12 protein-coding genes and 6 tRNA genes are annotated in these 12,754 nt (G+C 26.2%); 2 read left to right on the top strand and 16 right to left on the bottom strand.

Going from position 1 to position 12,754, the window contains the following annotated elements; all coding sequences use genetic code 11:
- Window positions 1-3: 3 nt before the first annotated feature.
- From rpoB to C530_RS00265, 16 genes are all read right to left on the bottom strand, one after another.
- Window positions 4-4,071, bottom strand: coding sequence for a DNA-directed RNA polymerase subunit beta (gene rpoB, locus C530_RS00340; RefSeq protein ID WP_014894983.1), 4,068 nt, complete (start codon window positions 4,069-4,071; stop codon window positions 4-6).
- Between the two features lie 77 nt (window positions 4,072-4,148).
- Window positions 4,149-4,514 (bottom strand): 50S ribosomal protein L7/L12, encoded by a 366-nt coding sequence (gene rplL / locus C530_RS00335; RefSeq protein WP_014894982.1) that lies wholly within the window; start codon window positions 4,512-4,514, stop codon window positions 4,149-4,151.
- On the bottom strand, window positions 4,511-5,011 hold the full coding sequence (gene rplJ, locus C530_RS00330) for a 50S ribosomal protein L10 (protein ID WP_014894981.1): 501 nt from the start codon (window positions 5,009-5,011) through the stop codon (window positions 4,511-4,513). Before rplJ ends, rplL begins: the two co-directional genes overlap by 4 nt.
- Before the next feature lie 36 nt (window positions 5,012-5,047).
- Window positions 5,048-5,737 (bottom strand): hypothetical protein, encoded by a 690-nt coding sequence (locus C530_RS00325; RefSeq protein ID WP_014894980.1) that lies wholly within the window; start codon window positions 5,735-5,737, stop codon window positions 5,048-5,050.
- 20 nt (window positions 5,738-5,757) lie between these two features.
- The gene (gene rplK, locus C530_RS00320; protein ID WP_014894979.1) at window positions 5,758-6,195 is read right to left on the bottom strand and encodes a 50S ribosomal protein L11; all 438 of its coding nucleotides are present in this window, start codon (window positions 6,193-6,195) and stop codon (window positions 5,758-5,760) included.
- Between the two features lies 1 nt (window position 6,196).
- Entirely contained in the window at window positions 6,197-6,754 is a 558-nt protein-coding gene (gene nusG, locus C530_RS00315) for a transcription termination/antitermination protein NusG (protein WP_014894978.1), read from the bottom strand.
- 15 nt (window positions 6,755-6,769) lie between these two features.
- On the bottom strand, window positions 6,770-7,114 hold the full coding sequence (gene secE / locus C530_RS00310; RefSeq protein ID WP_014894977.1) for a preprotein translocase subunit SecE: 345 nt from the start codon (window positions 7,112-7,114) through the stop codon (window positions 6,770-6,772).
- A 20-nt stretch (window positions 7,115-7,134) separates the two neighbouring features.
- Window positions 7,135-7,207: transfer RNA gene (locus C530_RS00305), tRNA-Trp, on the bottom strand.
- A gap of 18 nt (window positions 7,208-7,225) precedes the next feature.
- A tRNA-Thr gene (locus C530_RS00300) sits at window positions 7,226-7,298 on the bottom strand.
- Between the two features lie 7 nt (window positions 7,299-7,305).
- Window positions 7,306-7,376, bottom strand: a tRNA-Gly gene (locus C530_RS00295).
- 1,069 nt (window positions 7,377-8,445) lie between these two features.
- Entirely contained in the window at window positions 8,446-9,384 is a 939-nt protein-coding gene (gene gnd, locus C530_RS00290) for a phosphogluconate dehydrogenase (NAD(+)-dependent, decarboxylating) (RefSeq protein WP_014894976.1), read from the bottom strand.
- A gap of 43 nt (window positions 9,385-9,427) precedes the next feature.
- Window positions 9,428-9,511 (bottom strand) — tRNA-Ser (locus tag C530_RS00285).
- Between the two features lie 14 nt (window positions 9,512-9,525).
- A complete protein-coding gene (locus C530_RS00280; RefSeq protein ID WP_014894975.1) occupies window positions 9,526-10,287 on the bottom strand; it encodes an ABC transporter permease in 762 nt (253 codons plus the stop codon).
- Entirely contained in the window at window positions 10,284-11,222 is a 939-nt protein-coding gene (locus C530_RS00275) for an ABC transporter ATP-binding protein (protein WP_014894974.1), read from the bottom strand. Before C530_RS00275 ends, C530_RS00280 begins: the two co-directional genes overlap by 4 nt.
- Window positions 11,223-11,233: 11 nt before the next feature.
- A tRNA-Gly gene (locus C530_RS00270) sits at window positions 11,234-11,307 on the bottom strand.
- A 15-nt stretch (window positions 11,308-11,322) separates the two neighbouring features.
- Window positions 11,323-11,394 (bottom strand) — tRNA-Glu (locus tag C530_RS00265).
- Window positions 11,395-11,464: 70 nt separating this feature from the next.
- On the opposite strand from C530_RS00265, the gene infA reads away from it, so the two are divergent.
- Both infA and mnmA read left to right on the top strand, forming a co-directional pair.
- Window positions 11,465-11,683: a translation initiation factor IF-1 gene (gene infA, locus C530_RS00260; protein ID WP_014894973.1), complete on the top strand. Its 219-nt coding sequence runs from the start codon at window positions 11,465-11,467 to the stop codon at window positions 11,681-11,683.
- 6 nt (window positions 11,684-11,689) lie between these two features.
- Window positions 11,690-12,754, top strand: a complete 1,065-nt coding sequence (mnmA, locus tag C530_RS00255) for a tRNA 2-thiouridine(34) synthase MnmA (RefSeq protein WP_014894972.1) — start codon at window positions 11,690-11,692, stop codon at window positions 12,752-12,754.

Raw genomic sequence — 12,754 nt, 5'->3', positions numbered from 1 at the left:
TTTTTATTCTTTTTCTACATCTATACCTAATGATCTTATTTCTTTTACTAACACATTAAATGATTCCGGCATACTAGCCTGCATTGTATAATCTCCATCAACAATACTTTTATACATTTTTGTGCGCCCTCCAATATCATCTGATTTTACTGTTAACATTTCTTGTAAAGTATATGCAGCACCATAAGCTTCTAATGCCCATACTTCCATTTCACCAAAACGTTGTCCTCCAAATTGAGCTTTTCCACCTAATGGTTGTTGAGTAACTAACGAATATGAGCCTGTTGACCTTGCATGCATTTTATCATCAACCAAGTGATTTAATTTAAACATGTACATATAACCTACTGTTACTTTTCTATCAAACCTTTCTCCAGTACAGCCATCATATAAAGGTACTTGTCCAGATTTATGAACTCCTGATAATTTAAGCAATGCTTTTATTTCTTTTTCTGTTGCTCCATCAAAAACTGGTGTTGCTAAATGAACTCCTTTTGAAAATTTATTCGCTAATCTAATTATGTCCTCATCTTGTAAACGTTCTAAGTTTTCTTGTTTACAAAATCCTATTCTATTAAAAATTTTTTTTATCAATATTCTTATTTCTTTTACCTTTGTTTTTTCTTTTAACAAAATATTTATTTTTATACCTAACATATGAGCCGCCATTCCAAGGTGTGTTTCTAAAATTTGTCCAACGTTCATACGTGACGGAACTCCTAATGGATTAAGTACTATATCTACTGGTTCACCTTTTTTATCAAAAGGCATATCTTCTATAGGTTTAATAGCAGATATTACTCCTTTATTTCCATGTCGTCCTGCCATTTTGTCTCCTGGTTGTATTTTTCTTTTTATCGCTAAAAAAACTTTGACAACTTTTAAAATCCCTGGAGCTAAATCATCACCTTGAATTAATTTTCTTTTTTTTTCTATAAAATACCTTTCCTTTTCTTCATGTAGTTTTTCTATTTGCTCTTTTGTTTTTTTTATTTTTTTATTTAACTGATCATCTTTCATTCTTAATTTATACCATTGTTTTGTATTTTTTATTTTTTGAAAATACTCATCATTTACAATCTCACCTTTCTGTATTTTGTGCCCTTTTAATGCTTCTTTACCTGTTATTACTGTTTTTAATCTTTTTATTGTTATTTCTTTTGTTATACGATATGCTTTTTTTAAATCCTTACTTATTTCTTCTATCTTCCTTTTTTCTATTTCCCTTGCTCTTAAATCTTTTTTTATGCCATCTCTTGTAAATATTTGTACATTTATAACTGTTCCTATAGTACCTGTAGTTGCCCGTAAAGATGTATCTTTAACCTCTGATGCTTTGTCTCCAAATATAGCACGTAACAATTTTTCTTCTGGTGTTAATTTTTTTTCCCCTTTTGGAGTAACTTTACCTACTAAAATATCTCCTGCTTTTATTTGCGCTCCAATATATACAATGCCAGATTCATCTAATTTACTTAACGATGCTTCACTTACATTTGGTATATCTGATGTTATTTCTTCATGACCTAACTTAGTATCGCGTGATATACATGTTACTTCTTGAATGTGAATTGTAGTAAATCTATCCTCTCTAACTACTCTTTCTGAAATAATAATCGAATCTTCATAATTATAACCATTCCAAGGCATAAATGCTATTCTCATATTTTGTCCTAAAGCCAACTCTCCGGTATCTACGGCTGTACCATCTGCTAAAATATCTCCTACTTCTATAATGTCACCTTCGTTTACTATTGTTCTTTGATTTTGACATGTATTTTGATTTGAACGCATATATTTATTTAAATTATATAAATCTACACAATATTCATTTCCATCTAAAGCATTTTCATTCACACGAATAACAATTGTTTTTGAATCTACAACTTCTACAATACCACTACGTTTCGCCTTGATACAAACGCCTGAATCCTTTGCTACTATTCTTTCCATCCCAGTACCTATTAATGGCTTTTCTGCTATTAATGTTGGAACTGCTTGTCTTTGCATATTTGAGCCCATTAATGCTCTATTAGCATCATCATGTTCTAAAAATGGAATTAAAGCAGCCGCTATTGAAACTATTTGACAAGGTGAAACATCCATTAAATTTACTTTATCTGTTTGCATAAAAGTAGTTTCCCCTTTACTTCTTACTTGCACTAATTCATCTTTTAATTCTTCGTTTTTATTTACTCTTACCGAAGCTTGCGCTATCACATATTCTGCTTCTTCTATTGCTGATAATTTTATAACTTCCTTCGAAACTTTCCTGTTTTCTACTCTTCTATAAGGTGTTTCTAAAAATCCATATTTATTTATTTTACTATATGTCGCCAAAGAATTTATTAACCCTATATTTGGTCCCTCTGGAGTTTCTATAGGGCATAACCTTCCATAATGAGTTGAATGTACATCCCGCACTTCAAATCCTGCTCTATCTCGTGTTAACCCCCCTGGTCCTAACGCTGAGATCCTTCTTTTATGAGTAATTTCAGCTAAAGGATTTGTTTGATCCATAAACTGGGATAATTGACTTGAAATAAAGAACTCTTTCATTGCAGCTGTGATTTGTTTAACATTTATTAGATCTTTAGGCCTTAGTTTTTCATCAGATTCTGTTAACAACAACCTTTCTCTTATAGATTGTTCAACTCGCAATAATCCTGATTTAAAATTATTTGCTGCCAATTCTCCAACACTACGAATACGTCTATTTCCTAAATGATCTATATCATCTATTTCGCCAAAACCATTTCTAATTTGTATTAATTCTTTTGTCACATCTATTATATCTTCAGCATTTACTATTCCACTACCTTTCTTATTTTTTTTATTTAGTCTACTATTAACTTTCATTCTACCAACTGCTGACAGATTATATTTCTCAAGCGACAAAAAAAAACTTTTAAATATTAATTCTGCTGAATCTTTATTTGGTGGTTCTCCTGGCCGCATAATACTATATATCTCCAATATTGCCTCCATTTGAGTTGTTGTTGTATCACCCTTTATAGTTTCATAAATTAACGAACCTGTATCCAAATCCTTTGTATATATTGTATTTATTTTTTTTACTTTATTTTTTAATAATTTGTTTATTTTTTTTAAATTTAGTTTTGTATTACTGTTATATATGTCTTCTTTAGTTATTTTATTAACTTGTTTATTAACTAATATTTTTCCTATTAAATATTCTATTGGTACTTTTATTTTTTTTATTTTTAATTCGTTTAATTTTAAAACCAAATTTTTATTAACTCTACAACCTTCTTCGACTATAATTTTCTTACATTTAGGATCTACTATATTTAAACTTGATACGTCCCCTCTTATTTTATATGGCTTAAAATTTTCCCAATAAATAATATTTTTCTCTGCAATTTTAAAGCTATTTATTTCAAAAAACAAATTTAATATTTTTTCATTATTTAAACCTAAAGCGCGTAATAGAACTGTTACAGGGATTCTTTTTCTTCTATCTATTCGTACAAAAATATTATCACGTTGATCAAACTCAAAATCAAACCAAGAACCACGATAAGGTATTATTCTTGCAGTAGCAATTAATTTGCCTATTGAATAATTTTTATTATGATCATTATCAAAAAACAAACCAGGACTTCTATGTAATTGTGATACTACTACCCGTTCTGTTCCATTAATTACAAATGTACCAGTTTTTGTTATTAAAGGTATATCACCCATATATACTTCTTGCTCTTTTACATATTTTATAATTCTTTGTTTTTCTATTTCATCAAAAATAACTAACCTCATTTTAACACGCAAATTAGAATAATATGTCATACCTCTTATTTTACATTCTTTCACATCAAAAACTGGCTTCATTAAGTTATAATCCACGTATTCTAATAATGCTTTTCCTGATAAACTTTTTATAGGAAATATTGAATTTAATGCTGCGTTTATTCCTATATTTGTTTTTTTTTTTAAAAAATTTTTATATGATTCTATTTGAATAGATAATAAATAAGGTACCTCCATTATCTGAGGTATTTTACCAAAAATTTTACGAATATTGGTTTTTTTCGTGTATGAAGAACCCATCTATAATACACTCCTATACTTCTTATACATTTACAAAATTTATAGTTAATAACTATATTGTGTTTATTTTTATTTGCTTACTTAATTTCTACTTTTGCCCCAACACTTTCTAATTTTATTTTATTTTTTTCAGCATCCTCTTTAGTTAAAGCTTCTTTTATAGTTACAGGTGCACTTTCTACTTTTAATTTAGCGTCTTTTAACCCTAATCCTGTTATCTCACGGACAATTTTTATTACGCCAATTTTTTTTTCACCGATTGATTTTAAAATCAAATCAAATTCTAACTTTTTCTCTTTTTTCTTAATATTATTATTATTAGTGTTATTATTAAATATATTATCTTTGTTAATCTTAAATCTTTTTTCCATTTCAGACACTAACTCTATCAATTCTAATACATTCATTTTAGATAAAATTTCTATAATCTCTTCTTTATTCATTTTTCTAATTCCCTTTTTTCTATTAAAAGCATTAATATATATATTAATCTGCCTATTGTATTTATCTTTAACATTATCATTGTTTTTAACAATATTTTCTTTGTATCAGATATGTTTATTTTTCCTAAAATTATTCTTTTATCTGTTTTTATTAAATTACCTTCATAAAATAATGTTTTTATTTTTTCTTCTTTTAATTTTAATTTTTTCCATAACACCAAACTATCATTTATATTTTTTTTAGAAAAACATAGCATTATCTGTCCTTGCACATAATCCTTTAAACCTTCATATTTTGTTCCTTTTATTGCTTTGATAAGTAATCTATTTCTAACAACATACAACTTAACATCTTTTTTTTTTGCTGTTGTATATAATACATTCATATTTATTGAATTAATATACTTATAGTTTACTACCATAATTGATGTTGATTCAATTATATTTTTATTTATTGTTTTTATTATTAATGCTTTGTTTTTTATTTTTTTTTTCAAACTCTTACTCCTTTTATGAGTGATTGTATGCCAGTATCACAAAAATCTAACTTCACATTTATCAAGCCTTAATGCTGGACCCATTGTTGTCGATATATATATATCTGATATATTACTTGTATTGCATACTGATTTTTTTATTAAAGCATCTTTTATTAAAGCCTTTAAATTTCTTTTAATTTCTTTTATCGAAAAAGTTATTTTTCCTATAACTGTGTTTATTCTACCATGTTTATTTACACAATAAGTGATTTTTCCTTTTTTTATTTCGTTAACTTTGTTTAAAATATTTTTAGTAAGATTTTCGTTATTTATCATGTATACTTTTGCTTTTAAATGTGCTTGTCTTAATATATCTGCACTTTTTGATTCACATAAAATATAATGAATTTTATATTTGTTTTTGGCGTTGTTGATTTCATCTAGACTTAATGTATCTACACCTAACTTTAATAAACTTTTTATTTCGTTTTCTTTAAGTTCCTTTGTTTTTACAAACACAATATTTTTTTTATTAGTCTCTAAACCATAAGGTATATTTAATGTATTTTTTATTACTTTATTTAAAACTTTTTTTTTTCCTAATTTTATAACAACTTCTACTGTTTCAACAAAATTTACTAAACTATATTTTTTTAACTGTTCTATCGCTTCCTTTATTTTATAGTTTTGATGTTTGTTAATATTATTTTGTATTATTTTTTTTCTTTTGGAAAACGGTCCCATTTTTACCTGCCTCGTTTTATTTAATCATCTATTATATCTAAACCCATACTTTTTGCTGTACCTTTTATACAATTTATGGCTGATTTTATTTTTATTACATTCATATCATGCATTTTAGTTTTTGCTATTTCTTTTATTTGTTTATTTGTTATTTTTCCTATTTTTTTTTTATTATTTTCACTTGATCCTTTTTCTATACCAATGATTTTTTTTAATAAACTTGACACAGGGGGATTTTTTATCCGAAAAGTAAAACTTCTATCTGAATATATCGTTATTATTACGGGAATTGGCATACCAGTTTCTATATGTTGAGTTTCTAAATTAAATTTCTTACAAAACTCCATTATATTTATTCCTTGTTGTCCTAAGATAGGTCCTATTGGTGGACTAGGATTTGCTTTACCTGCTTCTACTTGTATTTTAACTACATTTATTATTTTTTTTTTATCAATCATTTTAGATATCCTTAATTACTTTATAAAAGTCTATTTCTACTGGAGTTGATCTGCCAAAAATTAAAACACTAATTTTAACTTTCTTTTTTTCATAATTTATTTCTTCTACAATACCTGTAAACTCAGCAAAAGGACCTTCTAGCACTCTTATTCTTTCTCCTAATTTTAAAAGTTTTTGATCTATATGTTTTTTTACATTACTTAGTATTTGTTTAAATTCATTTTTTTTTATAACGGCAGGTTTTTTTACATTTGATCCTATAAATCTAACTACTCTTTTTGTTTCATTTACTAAATTCCATGTTTTATCATTTAATTCCATTTCTACTAATATATATCCTGGATAATATTGCCGGTCACTTTTACGTATTTTACCTGATATCTTTTCAAACAAAGTTTCTGAAGGTACTATTATCTTTTCAAACAAAGTTTCTGAAGGTACTATCATTTTTCCAAATGCTGTTTCTAATTTATATCTTTTAATTCTAGTTTTTAAATCACTTATAACTTGTTTTTCATAACCTGAATATATATTAACAACATACCATCTTTTTTTCACTTGTTTTCCCTTTAACTAGCTTTGATTTATCATAATTGTTATTAATCCACTAATTAAAGTATCTAATGTCCATATTATAATACTTATTATAAATATAATTAATAAAACTACGCTTGTTGTCTTTATTATTTCTTTTTTTTTTGGCCACACTACACTTTGTATTTCTTTTTTTGCAATCTTTCCTATAATTCTTAATTCTTTTCCTTTTACAGTAACTAACATTAAATATAAACTCAAACTATACAAACATAAAAATATATATTTATTTTTTTTTAATAAATACATTGCAATTAATATATTCAGAATAGAAAACAACAACTTTAAATAATCTTTTTTTTTGCTTTGCTTGTTTTTTTTCATCGTTTTTCCTATTTTTTCTTCAGGCCAGGAGGGAATTGAACCCCCACCCTTCGATTTTGGAGACCGCTACTCTACCAATTGAGCTACTGACCTTACAACTATAACTGCTTGAGCTCATGAACAGAATTGAACCGTTGACCTCACCTTTACTAAAGGTGTGCTCTACCAACTGAGCTACATGAGCGATTATTAGCGAACAACGGGAATCGAACCCGTATCATTAACTTGGAAGGCTAATGTTTTACCCTTAAACTATGTTCGCCTGTTTATGTGGCATGCTTTGTTCTGTGTTATTTACTTATATAGTGTAGTTTTGCAGTATTGCTCATCTGATTCTTTGTTTTTTGCAGTTTTATTTTTCTTAATTCTTAAGTTTTTATGTTTATAGCTGTTAGCATTTATAATTTTTTGTTTTTTATTACCTGTTATATTTAATATTTAGTGTTTAGATGTGTTGTTCTTAATTATCTTTCCCTTTTTATAGCTTTTTTATTTATGTTATATGTTTAGTGTAATTTTTGCTGTTAGATGTTTCTTTTCTTCTAAGTTATATGTTTAATGTTATTTAGATGATGTTATTAGATATCATATGTTTGCTTTCTTTTTTTTTATCTGCCTTTATCTTTCCATATATGTTGTTTATATATGGTATATTGTTATTTCGTTATATTGTTCTATGTTATTTAGAATTTATATATTTGCTGGTGTTGTTTTATTGGTTTCGGTTATATTAATTACTAATATGTAATATTAAAGTTATGTTAGTTATTAGATGTTATATGTATGAATAAAGAATGTTAGAGGTTAGAGTTGTTAGTTTGTTTTTATTTAGATGTTATTTGTTGCTTTTAAAAGTTTGTATTTATATATAGTTTTTTATATTTTATACATATATATGTTATTATTATTTATTTTTTATATAATATGTTTATAAGTTATTAGTTTGTAGTTATATGTGTGTATTTAAGTAGTTTGTAGGTAGATGTTTGATGTTTGTTGTTTGTTGTTTGTTGTTTCTAGTTATAATTTTGAAGTTTAGTATCTTGTCTTCTGTTATATTTTTGTGTTTCGTTATTTAGTTTGTTGTGTTTATATGTTATATTATTGTATTTATATGGTTATAGTTTAGTAGTTGGTGTTTATATGTTTTAGTTAGTTAGTTAGCCATTTTGTTGTTAGATGTTGGTAGTAAGAAGTTGATATTTGGTTGTTAGTAAGAAGTTATAGATGTTAGATAGGTGATAGGTGATGTTTGATGTTTGATGTTTGATGTTGGTATAAAAAAGACTATAAAGAAAAAAGAAAACAACAAGTAAAAAAAAAAGAAGTAATTAGGAAGAAGGATATAAAAGTTCTATATGGCCACCAAACTGTTTGCGCATAGCTGATAGCAATTTATCACCATATCTATTATTATACCTCGATTTAAAACGAACATATAAAGAGGTAGTTAAAACGTCTAAGGGCATTGATTCTTCTAAAGCTGTTTGTACAAGCCATCGCACTTCACCTGAATCATTCACTTTACCACTAAAATCATTGAGAGTGACATCGTGCGCTAAAGAAATAGAAATCAAATCTAACAACCAAGACTCAATTACACTTCCTCTACGCCATATTTCAGAAATATCATATATATTTAAGTTATAACGATGTTTATAAAGTACATGTTTGTTGTTTATATTATGAATTATATCAAAACCTTCGGCATAAGATTGCATCATTCCATACTCTATACCGTTATGTATCATTTTAACAAAATGCCCTGAACCAACTTTACCACAATACATATAACATTTTGAATTGTCTGAAGATAAACTAAAAAATATAGTCGTTTTTTTTTCAAAAATCTTTTTATTTCCTCCGATCATCATACAATAACCTCGTTTTAAACCCCATATTCCCCCTGAAACACCTACATCTAGATAATTAATTCCTCTTATAAATAATTGTTCAGATCTTTTGATATCTTTTTTAAAATACCCATTACTCCCATCTAAAATCGTATCTCCTTTTTCCATATATTTTGTGATTTTTAAAATGATTTTTTCCGTTATTTTCCCTGCTGGCAACATTAACAAAATTGTTCTAGGGTTCGATAAACTTAAAACCAAGCATTTTAAAGAGTTTACGCCTAGTGCTCCCCTTTTTTCTATGTGTTTTATATTCTTTCTATTTTTATCAAAAACATAACAAGTATATTTATTTTTTAAAAATTTTTTAGAAATATTACCTCCCATTTTACCTAAACCAATAATACCTATTTGCATATTTATTTTATTCTCCTAATGATCTTTATGTTCTTTGATTTAACGGAGAGAAAGGGATTCGAACCCTTGAAGTCTAAAACTTACACACTTTCCAAATGTGCTCCTTAGTCCACTCGGACACCTCTCCAATATTCAGACTAACTATATACCTTTTTTTAATAAACGTAATGAAACTATATAAAAAAATAATATAAATATAATTATTGCAATTAATGATTTTCCTATAACAAGATCTGAGCCACCTAAAATCCCATATCTAAAAGTATTCACAATATAAACTATTGGATTGATTAATGACAAATTTTTCCAAAACTCTGGTAGTAAATTTATATTATAAAAAACACCCCCAAGATAAGTTAAAGGCGTTAAAACAAAACTCGGGATAATTGAGATATCATCAAATTTTTTCGCTACTAATGCATTAATAAAACCTGCTAATGAAAATAATATAGATGTTAAAATCACTATTACTATTGTTAAAAAAGGATGTACAATATTTATTTTTGTAAAAAGTAAAGCTACAAAAGTAACAATTAAACCTACTAATAAACCTCTAAACAACCCCCCTAAAATAAAACCGTCTACTAGCAAAAAACTAGGCATAGGAGATATGAGTAACTCTTCTATAGAACGTTGAAATTTATTACCAAACAAAGAAGACGCTACATTTGAATAACTATTTGTTATTACCGCCATCATTATTAAACCTGGAAATATATAAGTTATATAACTTAAACCATCCATATTACCTAATTTACAACCTATTAATTTACCAAAAATAAAAAAATACATGGTAGTAGTAATTGACGATGGTAATAGAGTTTGTGGCCAAATTCGTAAAAATCTACCAACTTCTCGTTTAATTAATGTACTAAGTGCTATAATAGTTCTTTTTTGTTTCAAATCTTATACTCTATGTTAGCTTTTTCAATTATATTTAAAAACCTTTCTTCTAATCTATTAGAAGTATTCCGCATAGCCACAATCTCTATGTTAGCTTTATCAAATATATTAAAAATCTCATTTAATTTTGTTCCTTTTTTTAATGAAATTATAAAGTTATAAGAATCTTTTTTTTGTAATTTTACTCCTGTAATGTAAGGAATTTTTTTTAAAGGATGTTTTGTTTCTAATAAAAATGTATTTCTATCTATTTTACTTAATAACGATTGCATACTTGTATTTTTTATAATTCTACCTTTCTTTATAATTGCAACATTTCTACACAATCTTTCAGCTTCTTCTAAATAGTGTGTTGTTAAAATAATAGTTTTCTTTTCTTTTTTATTTATATTGTACATATAATCCCATATATTTTTTCTTAATTCAATATCTAACCCTGCTGTTGGTTCATCTAAAATCAACAAGTTTGGATTATGTACTAAAGAACGCGCAATCATTAATCTTCTTTTCATTCCACCTGATAACTTTTTAACTATTATTTCTCGTTGTTTAAATAAACTTAAATCTTGTAACAATTTATAAATACGTACTTTAGAAAACTTCTTTGAGATGCCATACAATCCTGCTTGTGTAAAAAGAATATTTTCAACCTTTTCAAATTGATTTAAATTGTATTCTTGCGATACATAACCTAAATTACATTTAGCTTTTGAATTTTCTTTATCTATATCTGTGTCAAAAATTTTTATTTTTCCACAAGTCTTTTTTATTAAAGAGCTTATTATTCCTATTGTTGTTGATTTTCCTGCTCCATTTTGTCCCAATATTGCAAAAAAATCTCCTTTTCTAACCTCTAAATTTATATTTTTTAACGCATAATTCTTTTTTTTATAAATTTTTGTTAATTTTTTTATATTTAATGCTAATTTTTTCATACTTCCTTCTTAGCGGAAAACGAGACTCGAACTCGCGACCTTCACCTTGGCAAGGTGACACTCTTACCAACTGAGCTATTTCCGCCTTTCTTCTTTCTTTTGTCCCCTATGAGAATTGAACTCATGTTACTGCCGTGAAAGAGCAGTGTCTTAACCACTAGACGAAAGGGACAGAATAAGATAATATTATTAAATCAAAGGTAAAAAATGTCAATAAAAAATATGTAAGGAAGTAAGAAGATATGAAAAAAAAAGACACAATAGAAATGGAAGGAAGAATTATAGACACATTACCAAACACCATGTTTAGAGTTAAATTAGACAATGGGCATGTTATAACAGCACATATATCTGGTAAAATTAGAAAAAATTATATAAAAATTTTAACAGGAGATAAAGTAAAAGTTGAAATAACACATTATGATCTTACAAAAGGTCGTATAATATATCGTTCGCGGTAAGTTATTATGAAAAAAATTATTGTATGTATGTCTGGAGGAATAGATTCTTCTTTATGTGCGTTTTTACTGTTACAAAAAGGATATAAGGTTGAAGGGTTATTTATGAAAAATTGGGAGTTAAACAGTCAGTGTAAACTACAAAACGAAGTTTCTGATGTTAAATATATATGTAATAGATTAAAAATAGTTTTACATATTGTAAATTTTACATCTGAATATTGGAGTAATGTTTTTAAAACTTTTCTTCAAGAATTTATTTATGGTAAAACCCCAAATCCAGATTCTTTATGTAATAAAGAAATAAAGTTTAATTTATTAACAAAATATGCGTTTAATGTATTAAACGCTGATTATATGTCAACTGGCCATTATATTAGATTAACAAATAAGTTGTTTTTTAAAAGTCTTGATTTAAATAAAGATCAAAGTTATTACCTTTATAATATAAATAAATATTATATTCACAAACTTCTTTTTCCTATAGGATTTTATAATAAATTTGAAATACGTAAACTTGCAAACTTTCTTTTTTATAAATTAAATTTTAAACAAGAATCTTTTGGTATTTGTTTTGTAGGAAATCACAACTTTACATCTTTTTTAAACAAGTTTTTTCCGTTTAACTTTGGTAACATCGTAACAAAAAATAACCTTATTATCGGACAACATAAAGGCCTTTTCTTTTATACAAATGGACAAACTAATGGATTTAATATCACCAAAACTTTTAATAAAACTGTTTGGTATGTTATAAAAAAAAAAATACATAAAAATATTCTATCTGTCGCTAAGACCAAAAATAAAATTTTATATACTAATTCTTTAATTGCAAATAATGTAATTTGGCTTAAAAATCCGTTTGATAAAACAATTAATAAAATTACTTTATATGCTAAAATACGATATAGACAAATAGATCAACAGTGTATCGTTTATAACTTTATAAATTACATAAAAGTTTCTTTTTTATATAAACAAAAAGGCATAACTGAAGGACAAACAATTGTTTTATATCACAATAATATTTGTTTCGGTGGCGCTATTATTTCTAGCACTTATAATAGAACCTAA

Origin of the sequence: Candidatus Portiera aleyrodidarum BT-B-HRs (assembly GCF_000300075.1) — a bacterium.
GTDB classification, from domain to species: domain Bacteria; phylum Pseudomonadota; class Gammaproteobacteria; order Johnevansiales; family Johnevansiaceae; genus Portiera; species Portiera aleyrodidarum.
This window is presented reverse-complemented; position numbering and strand designations above follow the sequence as displayed.

Coding starts and splice junctions, on each gene's coding strand:
- infA (WP_014894973.1), top strand. CDS start 11,465: ATGAAAAAAAAAGACACAATAGAAATGGAAGGAAGAATTATAGACACA.
- C530_RS00275 (WP_014894974.1), bottom strand. CDS start 11,222: ATGAAAAAATTAGCATTAAATATAAAAAAATTAACAAAAATTTATAAA.
- C530_RS00325 (WP_014894980.1), bottom strand. CDS start 5,737: ATGGGACCGTTTTCCAAAAGAAAAAAAATAATACAAAATAATATTAAC.
- gnd (WP_014894976.1), bottom strand. CDS start 9,384: ATGCAAATAGGTATTATTGGTTTAGGTAAAATGGGAGGTAATATTTCT.
- rplL (WP_014894982.1), bottom strand. CDS start 4,514: ATGAATAAAGAAGAGATTATAGAAATTTTATCTAAAATGAATGTATTA.
- secE (WP_014894977.1), bottom strand. CDS start 7,114: ATGAAAAAAAACAAGCAAAGCAAAAAAAAAGATTATTTAAAGTTGTTG.
- rplK (WP_014894979.1), bottom strand. CDS start 6,195: ATGATTGATAAAAAAAAAATAATAAATGTAGTTAAAATACAAGTAGAA.
- rpoB (WP_014894983.1), bottom strand. CDS start 4,071: ATGGGTTCTTCATACACGAAAAAAACCAATATTCGTAAAATTTTTGGT.
- mnmA (WP_014894972.1), top strand. CDS start 11,690: ATGAAAAAAATTATTGTATGTATGTCTGGAGGAATAGATTCTTCTTTA.